The organism is Sphingomonas floccifaciens (assembly GCF_042681125.1).
In the GTDB taxonomy this organism is placed as follows: domain Bacteria; phylum Pseudomonadota; class Alphaproteobacteria; order Sphingomonadales; family Sphingomonadaceae; genus Sphingomonas; species Sphingomonas floccifaciens.
Genome location: NZ_JBHUFC010000003.1, coordinates 101,309 through 118,226, shown reverse-complemented (window position 1 = coordinate 118,226; position 16,918 = coordinate 101,309). Strand labels below are relative to the sequence as shown.

Annotated in this window: 21 protein-coding genes; 11 read left to right on the top strand and 10 right to left on the bottom strand. The window is 65.3% G+C overall.

The annotated features are described in order from the left end of the window. Positions 1-168 precede the first annotated feature (168 nt). From ACFSC3_RS07525 to ACFSC3_RS07485, 9 genes are all read right to left on the bottom strand, one after another. Entirely contained in the window at positions 169-498 is a 330-nt protein-coding gene (locus tag ACFSC3_RS07525; protein WP_380939798.1) for a DUF1491 family protein, read from the bottom strand. Then, a complete protein-coding gene (locus tag ACFSC3_RS07520) occupies positions 495-968 on the bottom strand; it encodes a PaaI family thioesterase (protein ID WP_380939797.1) in 474 nt (157 codons plus the stop codon). Before ACFSC3_RS07520 ends, ACFSC3_RS07525 begins: the two co-directional genes overlap by 4 nt. After that, complete coding sequence (locus ACFSC3_RS07515; protein ID WP_380939796.1) at positions 955-1,431, bottom strand: PTS sugar transporter subunit IIA; 477 nt, start codon at positions 1,429-1,431, stop codon at positions 955-957. The genes ACFSC3_RS07520 and ACFSC3_RS07515 overlap by 14 nt, the downstream gene beginning before the upstream one ends. Before the next feature lie 24 nt (positions 1,432-1,455). Further along, positions 1,456-2,052 (bottom strand): ribosome hibernation-promoting factor, HPF/YfiA family, encoded by a 597-nt coding sequence (gene hpf, locus ACFSC3_RS07510; protein WP_380939795.1) that lies wholly within the window; start codon positions 2,050-2,052, stop codon positions 1,456-1,458. Between the two features lie 56 nt (positions 2,053-2,108). Further along, positions 2,109-2,798, bottom strand: coding sequence for a DNA polymerase III subunit epsilon (dnaQ, locus tag ACFSC3_RS07505; protein ID WP_380939794.1), 690 nt, complete (start codon positions 2,796-2,798; stop codon positions 2,109-2,111). Between the two features lie 8 nt (positions 2,799-2,806). Continuing rightward, entirely contained in the window at positions 2,807-3,394 is a 588-nt protein-coding gene (coaE, locus tag ACFSC3_RS07500) for a dephospho-CoA kinase (RefSeq protein WP_380940882.1), read from the bottom strand. 116 nt (positions 3,395-3,510) lie between these two features. Beyond that, positions 3,511-4,323 carry a shikimate dehydrogenase gene (aroE, locus tag ACFSC3_RS07495; protein ID WP_380939793.1) on the bottom strand — a complete coding sequence of 271 codons (813 nt, stop codon included), beginning with the start codon at positions 4,321-4,323 and terminating at the stop codon, positions 3,511-3,513. Next, on the bottom strand, positions 4,320-4,916 hold the full coding sequence (locus ACFSC3_RS07490; RefSeq protein ID WP_380939792.1) for a Maf family protein: 597 nt from the start codon (positions 4,914-4,916) through the stop codon (positions 4,320-4,322). Before ACFSC3_RS07490 ends, aroE begins: the two co-directional genes overlap by 4 nt. Beyond that, positions 4,913-5,734 (bottom strand): pyruvate, water dikinase regulatory protein, encoded by an 822-nt coding sequence (locus tag ACFSC3_RS07485; protein WP_380939791.1) that lies wholly within the window; start codon positions 5,732-5,734, stop codon positions 4,913-4,915. Before ACFSC3_RS07485 ends, ACFSC3_RS07490 begins: the two co-directional genes overlap by 4 nt. Before the next feature lie 351 nt (positions 5,735-6,085). On the opposite strand from ACFSC3_RS07485, the gene hemE reads away from it, so the two are divergent. The 5 genes from hemE (at position 6,086) to ACFSC3_RS07460 (ending at position 10,310) form a co-directional block, all read left to right on the top strand. Continuing rightward, a complete protein-coding gene (gene hemE, locus ACFSC3_RS07480; RefSeq protein ID WP_380940881.1) occupies positions 6,086-7,078 on the top strand; it encodes a uroporphyrinogen decarboxylase in 993 nt (330 codons plus the stop codon). Continuing rightward, on the top strand, positions 7,075-7,530 hold the full coding sequence (locus tag ACFSC3_RS07475) for a CopD family protein (RefSeq protein ID WP_380939790.1): 456 nt from the start codon (positions 7,075-7,077) through the stop codon (positions 7,528-7,530). Before hemE ends, ACFSC3_RS07475 begins: the two co-directional genes overlap by 4 nt. Positions 7,531-7,822: 292 nt before the next feature. After that, complete coding sequence (gene rho, locus ACFSC3_RS07470) at positions 7,823-9,079, top strand: transcription termination factor Rho (protein ID WP_380939789.1); 1,257 nt, start codon at positions 7,823-7,825, stop codon at positions 9,077-9,079. A gap of 172 nt (positions 9,080-9,251) precedes the next feature. Next, complete coding sequence (locus tag ACFSC3_RS07465) at positions 9,252-9,605, top strand: PilZ domain-containing protein (RefSeq protein WP_380939788.1); 354 nt, start codon at positions 9,252-9,254, stop codon at positions 9,603-9,605. A 54-nt stretch (positions 9,606-9,659) separates the two neighbouring features. Continuing rightward, positions 9,660-10,310 carry a TerC family protein gene (locus ACFSC3_RS07460; RefSeq protein ID WP_380939787.1) on the top strand — a complete coding sequence of 217 codons (651 nt, stop codon included), beginning with the start codon at positions 9,660-9,662 and terminating at the stop codon, positions 10,308-10,310. Positions 10,311-10,350: 40 nt separating this feature from the next. On the opposite strand, the gene ACFSC3_RS07455 is transcribed toward ACFSC3_RS07460, so the two are convergent. Beyond that, on the bottom strand, positions 10,351-11,046 hold the full coding sequence (locus ACFSC3_RS07455) for a dienelactone hydrolase family protein (protein ID WP_380939786.1): 696 nt from the start codon (positions 11,044-11,046) through the stop codon (positions 10,351-10,353). 88 nt (positions 11,047-11,134) lie between these two features. Here ACFSC3_RS07455 and ACFSC3_RS07450 point away from each other — a divergent pair, with 88 nt between their 5' ends. Genes ACFSC3_RS07450 through ACFSC3_RS07425 form a run of 6 tightly spaced genes read left to right on the top strand, consistent with a single transcriptional unit; the run spans position 11,135 to position 16,866 of the window. Further along, positions 11,135-11,368, top strand: a complete 234-nt coding sequence (locus ACFSC3_RS07450) for a DUF6489 family protein (protein WP_380939785.1) — start codon at positions 11,135-11,137, stop codon at positions 11,366-11,368. Then, positions 11,365-12,663 (top strand): tRNA uridine-5-carboxymethylaminomethyl(34) synthesis GTPase MnmE, encoded by a 1,299-nt coding sequence (gene mnmE / locus ACFSC3_RS07445; RefSeq protein WP_380939784.1) that lies wholly within the window; start codon positions 11,365-11,367, stop codon positions 12,661-12,663. Before ACFSC3_RS07450 ends, mnmE begins: the two co-directional genes overlap by 4 nt. A gap of 54 nt (positions 12,664-12,717) precedes the next feature. Next, positions 12,718-14,559: a tRNA uridine-5-carboxymethylaminomethyl(34) synthesis enzyme MnmG gene (mnmG, locus tag ACFSC3_RS07440; RefSeq protein ID WP_380939783.1), complete on the top strand. Its 1,842-nt coding sequence runs from the start codon at positions 12,718-12,720 to the stop codon at positions 14,557-14,559. After that, positions 14,556-15,173 (top strand): 16S rRNA (guanine(527)-N(7))-methyltransferase RsmG, encoded by a 618-nt coding sequence (gene rsmG / locus ACFSC3_RS07435; protein WP_380939782.1) that lies wholly within the window; start codon positions 14,556-14,558, stop codon positions 15,171-15,173. Before mnmG ends, rsmG begins: the two co-directional genes overlap by 4 nt. Continuing rightward, positions 15,170-15,952 carry a ParA family protein gene (locus tag ACFSC3_RS07430; protein ID WP_380939781.1) on the top strand — a complete coding sequence of 261 codons (783 nt, stop codon included), beginning with the start codon at positions 15,170-15,172 and terminating at the stop codon, positions 15,950-15,952. Before rsmG ends, ACFSC3_RS07430 begins: the two co-directional genes overlap by 4 nt. Then, complete coding sequence (locus tag ACFSC3_RS07425; protein WP_380939780.1) at positions 15,949-16,866, top strand: ParB/RepB/Spo0J family partition protein; 918 nt, start codon at positions 15,949-15,951, stop codon at positions 16,864-16,866. The genes ACFSC3_RS07430 and ACFSC3_RS07425 overlap by 4 nt, the downstream gene beginning before the upstream one ends. Positions 16,867-16,918: the final 52 nt, after the last annotated feature.

Below are 16,918 nucleotides of genomic sequence, written 5' to 3'. Positions count from 1 at the left end.
TCGATACTATGCGGTTGGCACGCGCGACGGCTGGAGGGAACGGCGTTCTTCGCCTGATCCATGGCCGTCGCGGGTCATCCCCCCGACTGCGTAACCGTGTGGGATCGCACCCCGCCCGATACAACGCGAATTTAGGAAGCCCGCGCGTCGGTCATCGGGCGTTCAGAGTCAATTCGTCGAGATCGTTTCAGCGGCGAACCGTTCGGCTGATGCGATATCCAGTTCGATCACCCACAGATCGGGGTCGTTCTGGCGACGGCGACGCCAGTAATTTTCCACATCTTGGGGTGCGGAGTCGCGCGGACCACAAGGGGTGAGTCCGACCCCCGACGGATCGCGTTCCCAACAGAACGGATCACGCCCGCGATTCAGCGCGACGACCAGGATCGCCCCCGACATCGCATCGCCCTTCGCCAGCACCATCGCCGATCCGCCGGCATCATGGACGCGGCGGATGAGCGCCTTCACCCGGAATTCGGACGTCAGCCGCGGCGTCACGCGGGCGTGCTGCGATAGCCGTCGAGGCCGGCAAGCGGGATACGCGATTTCATGAACGTGCCCGTTCCGCGCGCGACCTCTTCGCCCGATGCGTCGATCATCCGGGCATCGGCGATCAGCACGCGGCGATGCCCGCTGACCCACCGTCCTTCCGCGACCACAGGGCCGGGGCCGAGCGGCCGGGTGAACAGCAGGTTGAAGGCGGTCGTCAGCAGGAAGCGGTCGGTGACCAGGCTGTTAGCGGCATAGAAGGCCGCATCGTCGAGCATCTTGAAATAGGCGGTGCCGTGGATCGCCCCGGCGGCATGGAAATGACGTTCGTCGAGCATGAAGGCGATCCGGCTGACCCCGGCCGCGGGAATCGTCAGCTGTGATTCGAACAGACGGTTGATCGGCGCCGACGCATAGAGCGATTCGAGCGACCGATAATGCGCCTCCGCTCCCGAAGGCCCGCCGTCAGGCGGCGTCACGCGTCTCGGCCGCGGTCAGGAGCGCATAGAGGGCGTCGCGCGAACCGGCGCCGCGCAGCTTCTCGGCAAACGCCCGGTCGCGCAGCCGGCGAGACACGCGGGCCAGCGCCTTCAGATGATCAGCTCCGGCCTCCGGCGGCGACAGCATCATGAACACCAGATCGACGGGCAGCGAATCGACCGCGTCGAACTCGATCGCACGGGGGAGGCGGACGAACACGCCGCGCACCGCGTCCAGCCCCTCGATCCGGGCATGGGGTACCGCTACGCCGCCGCCGAAGCCGGTCGTACCCAGCTTCTCGCGAGCGGCGAGCGCGGCGGCGACGACGCCCTCATCCAGCGACCAGACCCTGGCCGCGGCGGCCCCGAGCGCCGCGAACAGCGCACGCTTGTTGCCTGCCGCGACATCGGCCAGCACCGCTTCGGGCGCCAGCAGGTCGCCGAGATCGGCCGTCGTCATCATGCCCCCTTCACCCGGTCGGATCGATCAACCGGCCGCCCGGTTGGGCTCGACCCAGCCGATCGTGCCGTCGTGGCGGCGATAGACCATGTTGAAGTTGCCCGTCCCGCTATTCTTGAACAGCAGCGCGTTGGTGTTGCGCAGGTCGAGCATCATCACCGCGTCCGACACGCTGGCGTCCGGCACATCGACGCGCGTCTCGGCGATGATCAGGGGCGCATCGGCGACCTCGACCTCTTCTTCCGCGCCGCCGTTGAACACGGTGTAGCCGGCATTGTCATAGCCATTGGCTTCCGCGAACTCCGCCGCCTGGCCGGCATTGCGGTCCTTCAGCCGGCGCATGTACCGACGCAGCTGCTTCTCGATCTTGTCGGCCGCACCGTCGAAGGCGAGGCGCGCTTCGTCACCGGCGGTCTCGTGATGGCCCTTCAGCACCAGGCCCTGCATGACATGGGCGACGATGTCGCATTTGAAGCCATGATCATGCGGCCCCTTGCCGAACGTCACCTGGGCAGAGATGGCGCGGCTGAAATATTTGTCGGCGATACCCTGGAGTCGTTCCTCGACGTGGCTCTTCAGCGCATCGCCGGTGTCGACCTGATGACCCGAAACCCGGATTTCCATGCGTATCTCCTTTTCTCGTTCTGGGGTGGGGGACCTAGGAATGGCTCCCCCGTCCGTCAACCGAACGCAGGCGCCCCCCACAGCGGTTCCTTCACCCCCTTCATAAACTCTGCATGAGCCGCCAGTTCCTGGGGGGTCGCGGCATGGGGGCGGGGCGGGCGCATTTCGGCGCGGACGGTGGCGACGGCAGCGGGAGCAGCGACGACCGTATCGACCGCGAGGCCGAGTCCGATCTGACGCCCGCCGGTCAGCTCGACATAGACCTGGGCGAGCAGCTGCGCGTCGAGCAATGCGCCGTGGACGATACGGTGGGACCGGTCGATGCCATAGCGGACGCACAGCGCGTCGAGCGTATGCTTGGCACCCGGATGCCGGGTCCGCGCGATCTGCAGCGTGTCGACCATCCGGCTGCGGCAGATCTCGGCCCGGCCGTGCTTGGTCAGTTCGCCGTTGAGGAAGGAAAAGTCGAACCCGGCGTTATGCGCGATCAGCGGCGCGTCGCCCAGAAACTCCAGCATGTCCTCGACGACGTGCGCGAATAAAGGCTTGTCGGACAGGAACTTGGCGGACAGGCCATGCACCCGCTCGGCTTCCTCGGGCATGTCGCGCTGGGGATTGAGATAGGCGTGATAGGTCCGCCCGGTCTCGACCCGGTTGACCAGTTCAACGCAGCCGATTTCCACCAGCCGGTCGCCACCGGCGAAACTGAGGCCGGTGGTTTCGGTATCGAATACGATTTCGCGCATGCGCGATATTATCGTCCCGCTGCGCGCCCTGCGCAAGCGATCACACGACCCACTTCGGCGCGCGTCGCATCCAGCGAACAATCCGTCGGAATGACGAAATCGGCCCGCGCCCGCTTTTCCGCATCGGGCAATTGCTTGGCCAGGATTGCCGCGAACCGCGCCTCGGTCATGCCGGACCGAGCAAGCACACGCGCGCGTTGTATCTCAGGCGCCGCGGAGACGACGACGATCTTGTCCACCGCCTGCCAGCCTCCGGCTTCGAACAGCAATGGCACGTCGAGCACGACCAGCGGCGCATCGGCATGGGCGGCTAGAAACGCCTCCCTCTCTTCGGCCACCGCGGGATGGACGATCGCTTCCAGCGCCGCGAAATCCTCCGGTTTGCCGATCACCGCCTCGCCGAGTGCGGTGCGGTTCACACCTTCCTGCCCGGTCGTATCGGGAAACCGCGCCTCGATCGCCGCGACGATGCGTCCGCCGGGGCCTTGCAGCGCATGGACGGCCGCGTCGGCGTCGAAGACGGGCACGCCGGCATCGGCGAACATCGCGGCGACCGTGGATTTGCCCATGCCGATCGAACCAGTGAGGCCGAGAATAACGGGGCGGTCGCCCTCACCCTTCCGCGGCTGCGCCGCTCCCTCCCTCTCCCGATGGGAGAGGGAAGCGGCCCGCTCGCGCAGGGAGTGGGAAGGGTGAGGGTGAGGGGGACTCGTCACGCCGTCAGCAAATCCCGCAACTCGCCATCACGCTCACGCGGCGGCTCCGCCCCGAAGAACAGCGCAAACGCCAAGGCAGCCTGCCCGATCAGCATCTCCAGCCCGTCGACCGTCGCCAGCCCCCGTGCCCGCGCCTGTGCCAGCAGCGGCGTCTCCAGCGGCGCGTAGACGATGTCATACACCACCGCCTCTGCCCCGAGCGGCGTCAGGTCCAGATCGAGCGGCGGCTGTCCTGTCATCCCCAGCGCACTGGTGTTCACCACCAGCGCCGCGTCCGAGGGCATCGGCGCGCCAAACGCAACGCTATCTCCCGGCACGCCGACACGATCGAGCAACGCCGCAGCGTTGAGCGCAGAGCGATTGACGATCGTCACGCGACCGATCCCCAGCCCCTTCAGCGCAAACAGCACCGCCCGTGCGGCACCGCCTGCGCCGACGACCACCGCATGCCGTCCCGCGAGGTCGACCCCGGCCAGGGGCGCGGCAAATCCGCCCGCGTCGGTGTTCGTTCCGACCAGCGCGCCGTCCGGTCGGCGAACCACCGTATTCATCGCTCCGATCGTGCCGCGCACGCCATCGAAATCATCGACCAGGTCCATCACCGCGATCTTGTGCGGAATCGTCACGTTGCAGCCACGCCAACTCGGATCATGCCGACGCCGTTCGATGTAGTCGGTCAGCACCTCCGGCGTCACATGGACGCGGCGGTAATCGCCGGCGATCCCCAGGGCATCGAGCCAGAACTTATGGATCAGCGGCGATTTCGATTGCGCGATCGGGTCGCCGATCACCTCGGCATATGGCGTCATGACATCAAGACGCCGCGAACCCGCAGATAATCGAGCACTGGCAGCAGCGGCAGGCCGAGCACGGTGAACTGGCTGCCGTCGATCCGCGAAAAGAGCTGTGCGCCCGGCCCCTCGATCCGGAAGCAGCCGACGCAGCCGGAAATCGCCGGCCATTCGACATCGAGATAGGCGTCGACGAACGCATCCGACAGCGGGCGGACGAACAATTGCGCGGTATCGACCTCGCGCCACACCGGGCGACCGCCCTCCGCGATCACCGCGGCGCTATGCAGGCGGCTGCGCTTGCCCGACAGGCGGCGGAGGTGGTCGGCAGCCTCCTCGCGGCTGGTCGGTTTGTCCAGCATCGTCCCGTCGGCCAGCTCGACCACCGAATCCGATCCGAGCACCAGCGCAGCCGGCTCGCGTGCCGACACCTTCACCGCCTTCAGCTGGGCGAGCGCATCCGCCACGTCGCGGGGAGACGTATCGGCCGACAGCAGCGACGCCTTCGCCGCATCCTCGTCGACGTTCGGCCGCGCGATCTCGAACGCCACGCCGGCCGCCTCCAGCATCGCCCGGCGCGACGCGCTGCCCGACGCCAAAATGACTCTCATCGTTCCACCTTCGGCAAATTGCGCTCGCTGACCAGCGCGATGATCGCCGCGGCGGTTTCCTCGATCGAGCGGCGGGTCACGTCGATCACCGGCCAGCCGTTGTCGGCGAACAGGCGGCGCGCATAGGCGACCTCGCGCGCGACCGATTCCTGTTCGACATAGGCGGTTTCGGTCTTCTGGTTGAGCGACAGCAAGCGGTTGCGACGAATCTGGACCAGCCGGTCGGCGCTCGTCGTCAGCCCGACGACCAGCGGCTTCCTCAGGCTGTAGAGGATCGGGGGCGGGGGGCTTTCCACCACGATCGGGATGTTCGCCGCCTTGTATCCGCGATTGGCGAGGTAGATCGACGTCGGCGTCTTCGACGAGCGGCTGACCCCGGCCAGCACGATATCGGCCTCTTCCCAATCGTCCGAAGCGATGCCGTCGTCATGCGCGATCGTCCACTGGATCGCCTCGACCCGCGCGAAATAGGCCGCGTCGAGCATATGCTGCCGCCCCGGCCGCGCCTTCGCCTCCTGTCCCAGCAGACCGGACAGCGCATCGTTCACGCCGTCGAGCGGCGCAACCGCGGGCAGGCCCATCGCCCGGCACCGGTCCTCCAGCATCATGCGGATGTTCGGATTGACCAGCGTGAACAACACCAGCCCCGGATGCTGCCCGATTTCGGCGAGCACGCGCTCCAGATGCGCTTCGTTGCGGATCATCGGCCAGAAGTGCCGCTGGGTATCGACGTCGTCGAACTGCGCCAGCGCCGCCTTGGCGATATTCTCCAGCGTCTCGCCGGTCGAATCCGACAGGAGATGGAGGTGTAATCTCATCGTCTGGACGAAACTGTGGACAACATGGGGGCGGCACGTAGCGCAAACCGCCTTGCCGGCCAAACCGGCAAATTCCGGCCGGTTCATCCACGCTAATCCACAACGCACATCACAATTCGCCATTCTATCCACAGGCTGTTGATGCCGGGGATAGTGGAATCGAATCGCGCAGGGATGGCGGCTTTTCGAGCGTCAATCTGTGGGCAGAGTCTGGACGCCGCAAGAAACCCCGCTACCCACGCACCAACAACCTTCAACAACCCTTATATCTCTTTTCTTCTTTTTAAGTTGGGACGCGACGTGACCGGAATTGCGCCTTCGAAACCGCTCTTGCGGGTGCTCCGTGGGGATATGCCGTCGGTGCCGCCGATGTGGCTCATGCGCCAGGCGGGACGCTATCTGCCGGAGTATCGGGCGTTGCGGGCGGAGAAGGGCGGCTTCCTGGCGCTCGCGACCGATCCCGAAGCAGCGACCGAGATCACGCTCCAGCCGATCCGCCGGTTCGGCTTCGACGGAGCGATCCTGTTCAGCGATATCCTGATGGTGCCGTGGGCGCTGGGGCAGGATCTGTGGTTCGAAGCGGGGGAGGGACCGCGGCTCGCCCCCAAGCTGACGACCCATGCGGCGATCGAGGCTTTGGGTGAACCGGACACGGCCAAGCTCCAGCCGATCTACGACACCTGCGCGCGGGTATCCGCGGCCCTGCCGCCTGAGGTTACCTTTCTTGGCTTCGCAGGATCGCCGTGGACAGTCGCGACGTACATGATCGCGGGGCAGGGGTCGAAGGACCAGGCGGAGGCGCGGACGCTTGCCTATGTCGATCGCGGCGCAATGTCGGCGCTGGTCGATCGCATCGTCGACCTGACCGTAGACTATCTCGCGCAGCAGATCGCGAACGGCGTGGAAGCGGTGCAGCTGTTCGATAGCTGGGCGGGCAGTCTGTCGCCGACGCAATATGAGGATTGGGTGATCGCCCCCAACGCGCGCATCGTCGAGCGGCTGCACGAACGTTGCCCCGGCACGCCGGTGATCGGCTTTCCCAAGGGATCGGGCGCCAAGCTGGTCGACTATGTCGCGGGCGTGAAGCCGGACGCGGTCGGGCTCGACGAGACGGTCGATCCCACCTGGGCGAACGCGGTGCTGCCGACCGGCCTGCCGGTTCAGGGCAACCTCGATCCGATCGCGCTGTTCGCCGGCGGCGTAGCGTTAGACAGCGGCATCGACCGCATCCTCGACGCCTTCGCCGATCGCCCGCATATCTTCAATCTGGGCCACGGTATCGGGCAATTCACGCCGATCGAGCATGTCCAGCGGCTGATCGATCGGGTACGGGGCCGAGCATGACCAACCTCCTCGGGGCATCCTATCTGTGGGTGAAGGCGGTGCACATCGTCTTCGTGATATTCTGGATGGCCGGGCTGTTCATGCTGCCGCGCTATCTCGTCTATCATCAGGAAGGATTGGGCGACTCTGCCGAGGAAGCGCGCTGGACGAAACGCGAGGGCGTGCTGCGCCGCATAATCCTGACGCCGTCGCTCGTGATCGTCTGGGGACTCGGGCTGCTGCTGGCGGTCAATGCCGGGCTGTTCGACGGGGTGCCAGGGCTCGGCTGGCTCCACGCCAAGCTGCTGCTGGTCGTTGTGCTGAGCGGCTATCACGGCTGGGCGATCGGCTATACCCGAAAGCTTGCACGCGGTCACGCGACGCTCACCGGCCGCCAGCTGCGGCTGATCAATGAAGTCCCGGCGCTGGCGGCGATCCTGATCGTCGTTCTGGTGGTCGTGAAGCCTTTCTGATCGCCCAATTTCCCGTTCGTGCTAAGCTTGGCGAAGCACCGTTCTGCGATACGCCCGCACATCGCTCGCGGCACAAAGTACGGTGCTTCGACAAGCTCAGCACGAACGGGGGAATTTGGGACATGCCTCTGACGCGGGTTGACTTGGGTCGAGCCGACTCTTAACTCGCCTCAGGAGCGCGAACCGCAGCCTTGTGGGCGCGTTCTCCCTCCTCTCTCGTTCGCGCCACCGTCGATCCTCGACCACGCAGCGCCCGAAAATCCCCCGACAGCCTCCCATCCGGACGCCACAGATGCATTTCAAAGACCTGAAGAAGAAGAGCCCCGCCGAGCTGGTCAGCATGGCCGAAGAGCTGGGCGTCGAGAGCGCATCGACCCTGCGCAAGCAGGACCTGATGTTCGCGATCCTGAAGGTGCTGGCGGAAAACGGCGACCAGATCATGGGTCTGGGCACGATCGAGGTGCTGCCGGACGGCTTCGGCTTCCTGCGCAGCCCGGAAGCGAATTATCTGGCCGGGCCGGACGACATCTACATCTCGCCCAACCAAGTTCGGAAGTACGGCCTGCGCACCGGCGACACGGTTGAGGGCGAAATCCGCGGGCCGAAGGACGGCGAACGCTATTTTGCGCTAACCAAGTTGCTGAAGGTCAATTTCGACGACCCCGACGCGGTCCGCCACCGCGTCAACTTCGACAACCTCACGCCGCTGTACCCGGAATCGAAGCTGATCCTCGACCAGCTCGACCCGACGCAGAAGGACAAGTCGGCGCGCGTCATCGACATCGTCTCGCCGCAGGGCAAGGGCCAGCGTACCCTCATCGTCGCACCCCCGCGTGTGGGTAAGACGGTGATGCTGCAGAACATCGCCAAGGCAATTACCGACAACCACCCGGAAGTTTTCCTGCTCGTCCTGCTGATCGACGAGCGTCCGGAAGAAGTCACCGATATGCAGCGCAGCGTGAAAGGCGAAGTCGTCAGCTCGACCTTCGACGAACCCGCCACGCGTCACGTGCAAGTCGCTGAAATGGTTATCGAAAAGGCCAAGCGCCTGGTCGAGCACAAGAAGGATGTCGTCATCCTGCTCGACTCGATCACCCGTCTGGGCCGCGCCTACAACACCGTCGTGCCGTCGTCGGGTAAGGTCCTGACCGGCGGTGTCGACGCGAACGCGCTCCAGCGGCCCAAGCGCTTTTTCGGTGCCGCGCGCAACATCGAGGAGGGCGGTTCGCTTTCGATCATCGCCACCGCGCTGATCGACACCGGCAGCCGCATGGACGAAGTCATCTTCGAAGAGTTCAAGGGCACCGGCAACTCGGAAATCGTCCTCGACCGCAAGGTGGCGGACAAGCGCATCTTCCCGGCGCTCGACGTCGGCAAGTCGGGCACCCGCAAGGAAGAGCTGCTGGTCGAGAAGGACAAGCTCACCAAGATGTGGGTGTTGCGCCGCATCCTCATGCAGATGGGCACCGTCGATGCGATGGAGTTCCTGCTCGACAAGATGAAGAATTCGAAAACCAACGACGATTTCTTCGACAGCATGAATCAGTGACGGCTGCGGCCCGGCGCACGCTGCGCCGGGACCCGCAACCGGCACGGCCGACCGGCGCAGACCGGGTCGACGGCGTGGCTTTGCCACGCCATTTCCGTTTGACCCTCGGCACGTACCAAATTCCGGGACGCCGTTTACCCTCCGTTAGCCGTCCTGCCGCTACTTAGCACTCATGGACCAGCCGATCCGCCCCCTGCGCGCCAATCGTACCAGCGTCATGCTGTCGGGCATCCTGCATCGGCACAACCGTCCTGCGCCGACCACACACCGCGTCGTCAACCTGTCGGCGACGGGCGCACGCCTGACCGGCGTCGAGGGCATGAAGGTCGGGGAGGTCGTGGCGATCACGATCGGCATGGTCGACAACGCGTTGGCGGAGGTCGTGCGGGTCGAGGATAATTCGGTCGCGATCCGCTTCGGCGACCCGATCGATGTCGACCAGGCGCGCATCCGCCGCACGACCGGTACGTCGGTCATTCCCAAGGCGGGCTGGCTCGCGGATATGCAGAACGCCTATCATCGGTAATGCCGTGGTCGTGGCGTCTTTCGCGGACGCCCGAACCCCGCTATCGCTCGTCCCATGACCGAGCTTTGGCAACACATCGTCGCTGATTTCAGCAACATCACCTCACCGGCGGCGCTCAGTGCGTTCCTGCAGGTGCTGATGATCGACGTCATGCTCGCGGGCGACAATGCGATCGTCGTCGGCGCGCTGGCCGCGGGCCTTCCGGCCGACCAGCGCAAGAAGGTCATCCTGATCGGCATCATCGCCGCGCTGGTGCTGCGTATCGTCTTCGCGCTGGCGGTGACCCAGCTGATGCAGGTCGTCGGATTGATCTTCGCCGGTGGCCTGCTGTTGCTGTGGGTGTCGTGGAAGATGTGGCGCGAACTGCGCCAGGATGCCGGCCACGCCGACGAACTGGGCAATCTGAAGCCCGCCAAGAGCTTCATGGGCGCCGCCTGGGCGGTCGCCGTCGCCGACGTGTCGATGAGCCTCGACAACGTCCTGGCGGTCGCCGGCGCGGCGCGTGATCACCCCGGTATCCTGGTGATCGGCCTGCTGCTGTCGGTGGCGCTGATGGGGATCGCGGCCAATCTGATCGCCCGCTATATCGAGCGGTACAAGTGGATCGCCTATATCGGCCTGCTCGTGATCCTCTATGTCGCCAGCAAGATGATCTACGAAGGCTATGTCGACCCACAGGTCGGGTTGGGCACACTCTTCGCCTGACGCAAAGCGGGGCGGTCCGGACGGGCCGCCCCTTTTCGTATCAGCCCAAATGCTCGGCGAAGAATGCCGCGGTCGCGGCATCGGCGCGGTCGGCGGCTTCGGGAGAGCGGCGGTCGCCCATCTCGGTCGCGAAACCATGGTCTTCGCCCGGATAGTCGAGCAGCGTCACCTTCGGATGATCGTCGAGCCCCTCATGCATCTTCGCCTGGGTCGCGGCATCGACGAAGTGATCGGCACCGGCGATATGCAGCAGGAGCGGGTGCGCAATTCCGTGAGCCTCGCGCAGCAGGTCGGGGACGCCGACCGCATAATAGCCGACGCTGGCGTCCACATCGGTCCGCGCCGCCGTCATATAAGCGAGCCGCCCGCCCAGGCAGTAGCCCACGCAGCCGACCTTGCCGCCTGCGACCTCGCTGCGCGCCCAGCGGATCGTCGCCTCGATATCGCGGATGCCGGCATCCTGATCGAACGCGCCGAACAGTTCGAGACCCCGGTTCAGTTCGTCCGGGACATCGGGGTTGAGCTGAATACCCGGCTCGATCCGCCAGAACAGGTCGGGCGCCACCGCCAGATAGCCCTCGGCGGCCAGACGATCGCACTTCTGCCGGATGCCGGGGTTCACACCGAACACTTCCTGGATGACGACGATCGCGGCGGTCGGCGTTCCGCTTGGTCGGGCGACATAGGCCGAGAAGCTGTCGTCACTGTCCAGAGTAGGGATCGTCGTATCGGTCATTCGGGCATGCTCCTGATCGGTATAATATGTGATAGGCGACGGATGGCGCCTCGGTGGTGCCAGAACGCTAACACGGGGGAAACGGCCCATGAAGATCAACGTCACGATCGATTGCACGCCTGAGGAAGCGCGTGCGGCGATGGGCCTGCCCGACCTCAGCCCGATTCACGACCGCTATGTCGCCATGCTGCTCGACACGATGAAGGGCGGGGTGCCGCCGGAAATGATCGAGACGATGATGAAGAGCTGGGCGCCGATGGGGGAGGCGGGGCTCAACTTCTGGCGCCGGATGTTCGAGGCGGGGACCAAGTCCGACGGATGACCGACACGATCTTCGCACTGTCGAGCGGCGCGCCGCCGGCAGCACTGGCGGTCATCCGGATCAGCGGTCCCGCCGCGTTTGACGCGGTCGCTGCGATCGCCGGCGGTCTGCCTGACGCGCGCCGGGCGAGCCTGCGCCGGTTGCGCGATCCGGCCAGCGGCGAGACGATCGACCGTGCGCTGGTCCTGATCTTTCCTGGCCCGGCGACTGCGACAGGGGAGGATCTCGCTGAACTCCACCTCCACGGCGGACGCGCCGTGGTGCGGCGGATGGAGGCGGTGCTGGGAGCGATGCAGGGGCTGCGCGGCGCAGAGCCGGGGGAATTTACGCGGCGCGCACTGGAAGCCGGGCGGATCGACCTGACCGAGGCGGAAGGGCTCGCCGACCTGCTGGCCGCCGAGACCGAAGGCCAGCGTCGGACCGCAATGCGTGCGGCCGAAGGACATTTGCGCCAGACCATCGGTCTGTGGAACGATCGCCTGCTGATGCTGTCCGCAGCGATCGAAGCGGCGATCGACCATAGCGACGAAGCCGACGCAGCCGATGATGACGCGATCCTGGCCGAAGTCCGCGCGGGGGCGTCTGGTCTGGCCAATGTGATTGCGGACGTGCTGGCCCAGCCACCGGTCGAGCGCTTGCGCGACGGTATCCGTGTCGTCCTGGCCGGCCCGCCGAACAGCGGCAAGTCGACGCTTTTCAATGCGATGGTGGGACGCGATGCCGCGATCGTCTCGCCGATCGCCGGTACGACGCGGGATCGAATCGAGGCACCCGTCGTCCGCAACGGCATTGCCTGGACGATCACCGACACCGCTGGGTTGGCCGAGGCAACCGATGATCCAATCGAGGCGATCGGGATCGCACGAGCGCGGGACAGCATCGGCGCCGCGGATATCCTGCTGTGGCTGGGTGACGATACCCCGCCGACTCCGGACGGCGTCGATGTGATCGCGGTTCATCCGCGAGCCGACCTGGCCGAACGAGCATCGGTGCCCGCCGGTCGCTTGGCCGTATCGACGCACGATACCGATAGTGTTGCGACTCTATGGTCGAGGATGGAGCATATCGCCGCGACATTGCTGCCCTCCGGCGACGTCCCGGCGCTCAACGTTCGACAGCGCGATCTCTGCGGCAGTGCACGCGCAGGTTTGTGCAGCGCAGCGCAGTTGGCTGATCCGTTGATTATAGCGGAGGAGTTGCGAGCAGCGGGTCAGGCTTTCGATGCGATTACCGGCCAGTCCCACGTCGAGAATGTTCTGGATGCGCTTTTCGGCCGGTTCTGCATCGGCAAGTAGCGTTTCACGTGGAACGCCTTTGACGCCCTCGCCGTGAAGGCATAAATCGCTCTCATGACCATATTCGACGTCATCGTGATCGGCGGCGGCCACGCCGGGACCGAGGCTGCTGCTGCGGCCGCACGGCGTGGCGCGTCGGTCGCGCTGCTGACCTTTGATGCCGCGAAGATCGGCGCGATGTCGTGCAACCCCGCGATCGGCGGGATCGGCAAGGGCCATCTTGTTCGTGAAGTCGACGCGTTCGATGGCCTTATCGCTCGTGCGGCCGACGCTGCCGCTATTCATTATCGGATGCTCAATCGCAGCAAGGGCGTCGCTGTCCACGGCCCCCGTATCCAGGCCGACCGTCGCCTCTATGCCGCTGCAATTCAGCGCGTCATTGCAAACGAACAGACCATCAAGGTCATCGAAGGCGAGGCGGAGGCTCTTCGTCTAACGGATGGCGATCGCGTCGCCGGCGTCGCGTTGACCGACGGCTCGATACTGTCGGCGCCCGCCGTCGTCATCGCGAGCGGCACGTTTCTGGGCGGACGCATCTTCCGCGGAGAGGAGAGGGCGGAAGGCGGTCGGGTCCATGAACGCGCCGCCACCCGGCTTGGTGACCAGTTGCGCGGGATCGGACTGCCGCTCGGCCGTCTGAAGACCGGAACGCCGCCACGGCTCGATGGTCGGACGATCGATTGGGGGGGGCTTGCCGAGCAGCCCAGCGATGGCGACGTATGGACGATGTCGCCGATGACGACGACGCCCCGCCTTCCGCAGATTGCCTGTGCGATCACCCGAACCACGGCCGAAACGCACGATATCATCCGGAGCGGCCTCGATCGCTCGCCCTTGTTCAGTGGTGCGATCGAAGGCAATGGCCCGCGCTATTGCCCGTCGATCGAAGACAAGGTTCACCGCTTCGGTGACCGGGATGGCCATCAGATTTTTCTGGAACCGGAGGGATTGGACGACGCGCTCGTCTATCCCAACGGTATCTCCACGTCGTTGCCGGTCGATATCCAGGCGGCGTTGATCGCGTCGATCCCTGGCCTCGAGCGCTGTCGCATCGTTGAGCCGGGATACGCCGTCGAATATGATTATCTCGATCCGCGTTCGCTCGGCGACGATCTGCAATCGCGCGCGATCGGCGGTCTGTTCTGCGCCGGACAGATCAACGGAACGACTGGCTATGAAGAGGCGGCGGGGCAGGGGCTGGTCGCGGGATTGAACGCAGCTGCGGTCGCGCTCGACATCGCTCCTGTCGTTCTGGATCGATCGGACAGCTATCTCGGGGTGATGATCGACGACCTGACGTTGCAGGGCGTCACCGAACCCTATCGGATGCTCACGGCTCGGGCTGAGCATCGGCTGTGGCTTCGCGCCGACAACGCCGAGACCCGGCTCTCACCGGTCGCGAAGGCTGCGGGCTGTCTGTCCGCCGCCCGCCTCGAGCAGGTCCATCGGCGGGAAGATCAGCGGGCCGCAATCGATACCATGCTCATGAAAACCGCGACCTCTGATGAGATGTGTCACAGGGGCGCCCTGGTCGTGGCGGACGGAGCGCGGCGGACGTTGCGCGAATGGCTGCGCTTCCCCGGTGTCGACGTCGTTCATTGCGTCGACGATGACGTGCTGGCTGCAAGCGAGATCGTGGCAGAAGCGGTCGAGGATGCCCGCTACGCCCCATATCTAGAACGCCAGGCGAGGGATGTGGCGGAGCGCCAACGATCTGCTTTCACGAAGCTACCAGCCCATATCGATTACAACGGCATCCCGGGCTTATCGTCTGAGATGATCGAGCGGCTGACTTTGGCCTCACCGGCAACGTTGGACGCTGCTTCGCGTATCCGCGGCATCTCTCCAGCGGCGCTTTCCGCGATATTGCTTCACGTGAAACGACTGGCAGCATGACCGAGGATGAGGCTAAAGCTTGGCTGGCGAGTAGATTTGGTGACGCTCAAGTCGCAAATCTGCACTGCTATGTCGAAATGCTGCTGGCCGAGAGTGAGCGACAGAACCTTATTTCAAAGGCTACGATCCCGGTTCTATGGGCGCGGCACATCGTCGACTCTGCGCAACTGTTGCTGCACGCGGGACGCCATTGGTCGCACTGGGTCGATATCGGGTCGGGGGCAGGGCTTCCCGGTATTGTGATCGCGTGTCTCTCCGATTTGCGCGTGACCCTGATCGAGCCGCGCAAACTTCGCAGCGCGTTTTTGACCACATGCGCGAAAGACCTGAAATTGCGGGTGGACGTCATCCAGGCGAAGGCGGAGCAAGTCACGAAACTCGATGACGTCGCAGATGTCGTTTCAGCGCGTGCCGTCGCAAACTTGAGCGCCTTGCTGACGGCGGCGAAGGGCTTTTCCGATAGAAAGACGGTATTTGTCCTTCCAAAGGGCGAAGCGGCGCAATCGGAAGTGGCGATGGCGCGGAAGTCGTGGCAAGGACAGTTCCACGTGGAACAGAGCATCGTCGACCCCGCTTCCGGAATCGTCATCGCAACGCAGGTCGCGCCGCGATGAAGGTCATCGCCATCGCCAATCAGAAGGGCGGGGTGGGTAAGACCACGACCGCCATCAACGTCGGTACAGCGCTGGCCGCTACCGCGTCGCGCGTGTTGCTGATCGATCTCGATCCGCAGGGCAACGCCTCTACCGGTCTGGGCGTCAGCCGCGCCGACCGAGCGACGTCCAGCTACGATCTGCTGGTCGGTGATGCATCGCTGTCCGAGGCAGCCATTGCCACGCAGGTGCCCCGGCTCGACATCGTCCCCGCGACGGTCGATCTGTCAGGCGCCGAAATCGAATTGATCGAATTCGATGCCCGGACGCACCGCCTCGATCGTGCTGTGCAGCGCAGCGATGCGCGATGGGATGTCGTGCTGATCGACTGCCCGCCGTCGCTGGGCCTGCTGACGATCAACGCGATGGTCGCCGCGCACGCGCTGCTCGTTCCTCTGCAGTGCGAGTTCTTCGCGTTGGAGGGGCTGAGCCAACTGCTGAGTACGGTCGAGCGAATCCGGTCACGCTTTAACCCGGGCCTATCCATCCTCGGCGTCGTGCTGACCATGTTCGATCGGCGTAACCGCCTAACCGATCAGGTGTCCGACGATGTGCGCGCCGTTCTAGGCAAGGTCGTCTTCGACACCGTCATCCCGCGCAACGTGCGCCTGTCCGAAGCGCCGAGCCACGGTCTGCCGGCGCTCATCTACGATTATCGGTGCGTCGGGTCGCAGGCCTATATGGCGCTCGCACGCGAACTGATCCTCCGCCTTCCCAATGTCGCCAAGGCCGCCGCATGACCGACGATACGCCCACCGCCACTCGTTCGAAGCCCCGCTCGGGACTGGGTCGCGGCCTCAGCGCCTTGCTGGGCGACGCCGTGGTCGAAGCGCCGGTCGGTAGCGACGGCGCGCCGGTCCCGACCGGTGTCCGCACCTTGCCGGTCAGCGCGCTCACGCCTCATCCGGATCAGCCGCGCCGGCACTTTGACGAGGACAAGCTGGACGAACTTGCCCGCTCGATCGCGGCGCGCGGGCTGATCCAACCGATCGTCGTCCGGCCGCACGGCCACGACTATCAGATCGTCGCCGGCGAACGCCGCTGGCGCGCGGCGCAGCGGGCGCGGCTGCACGAGATCCCGGTCATCGTTCGCGAATTGAGCGACGCCGACACGATGGAAATCGCGCTGGTCGAGAATATCCAGCGCGCGGACCTGAACGCGATCGAAGAGGCCGAAGCGTACAAACGGCTGATCGATCAGTTCGGCCATACGCAGGAAGCGCTCGGCAAGCTGGTCGACAAGTCGCGCAGCCATGTGTCGAACCTGTTGCGCCTGCTCGACTTGCCCGACGGTGTCCGCAAGATGCTGGCCGATGGCGAGTTGGAGATGGGTCATGCCCGCGCGCTGATCGGCGCCCCCGACCCCGTCGCCCTCGCCCGCCGCGTGGTGGATGACGGACTGTCAGTGCGCGATACGGAAAAGCTCGCGCGCTCGGTGAAGCCCGACGCACGACGCGGTCGGACGGCTGCCGCACCCAGGCAAGATTCAGCCCCCAACGCCGATATCGCCGCATTGGAGCGGCAGCTTGGCGATCTGCTCGGGCTCGGCATTCGTATCGCCCATGGCGAGAAGGGTGGCACGCTGACGCTCACCTATTCGACGCTCGATCAGCTCGACATGGTCTGCCAGCGCCTGAGTGGCGAACGGATTTGACGCACGCGACTTGATCGATCTTGTCCGGTTCGTTCGGCACGGACCGGGGCGT

Bases quoted from the DNA above. Each gene is read 5' to 3' on its own strand.
- ACFSC3_RS07515 (WP_380939796.1), bottom strand. From the start codon at position 1,431: ATGATGACGACGGCCGATCTCGGCGACCTGCTGGCGCCCGAAGCGGTG.
- hpf (WP_380939795.1), bottom strand. From the start codon at position 2,052: ATGGAAATCCGGGTTTCGGGTCATCAGGTCGACACCGGCGATGCGCTG.
- dnaQ (WP_380939794.1), bottom strand. From the start codon at position 2,798: ATGCGCGAAATCGTATTCGATACCGAAACCACCGGCCTCAGTTTCGCC.
- aroE (WP_380939793.1), bottom strand. From the start codon at position 4,323: ATGACGCCATATGCCGAGGTGATCGGCGACCCGATCGCGCAATCGAAA.
- ACFSC3_RS07490 (WP_380939792.1), bottom strand. From the start codon at position 4,916: ATGAGAGTCATTTTGGCGTCGGGCAGCGCGTCGCGCCGGGCGATGCTG.
- ACFSC3_RS07485 (WP_380939791.1), bottom strand. From the start codon at position 5,734: ATGAGATTACACCTCCATCTCCTGTCGGATTCGACCGGCGAGACGCTG.
- hemE (WP_380940881.1), top strand. From the start codon at position 6,086: ATGCCGTCGGTGCCGCCGATGTGGCTCATGCGCCAGGCGGGACGCTAT.
- ACFSC3_RS07475 (WP_380939790.1), top strand. From the start codon at position 7,075: ATGACCAACCTCCTCGGGGCATCCTATCTGTGGGTGAAGGCGGTGCAC.
- rho (WP_380939789.1), top strand. From the start codon at position 7,823: ATGCATTTCAAAGACCTGAAGAAGAAGAGCCCCGCCGAGCTGGTCAGC.
- ACFSC3_RS07465 (WP_380939788.1), top strand. From the start codon at position 9,252: ATGGACCAGCCGATCCGCCCCCTGCGCGCCAATCGTACCAGCGTCATG.
- ACFSC3_RS07460 (WP_380939787.1), top strand. From the start codon at position 9,660: ATGACCGAGCTTTGGCAACACATCGTCGCTGATTTCAGCAACATCACC.
- ACFSC3_RS07455 (WP_380939786.1), bottom strand. From the start codon at position 11,046: ATGACCGATACGACGATCCCTACTCTGGACAGTGACGACAGCTTCTCG.
- ACFSC3_RS07450 (WP_380939785.1), top strand. From the start codon at position 11,135: ATGAAGATCAACGTCACGATCGATTGCACGCCTGAGGAAGCGCGTGCG.
- mnmE (WP_380939784.1), top strand. From the start codon at position 11,365: ATGACCGACACGATCTTCGCACTGTCGAGCGGCGCGCCGCCGGCAGCA.
- mnmG (WP_380939783.1), top strand. From the start codon at position 12,718: ATGACCATATTCGACGTCATCGTGATCGGCGGCGGCCACGCCGGGACC.
- rsmG (WP_380939782.1), top strand. From the start codon at position 14,556: ATGACCGAGGATGAGGCTAAAGCTTGGCTGGCGAGTAGATTTGGTGAC.
- ACFSC3_RS07430 (WP_380939781.1), top strand. From the start codon at position 15,170: ATGAAGGTCATCGCCATCGCCAATCAGAAGGGCGGGGTGGGTAAGACC.
- ACFSC3_RS07425 (WP_380939780.1), top strand. From the start codon at position 15,949: ATGACCGACGATACGCCCACCGCCACTCGTTCGAAGCCCCGCTCGGGA.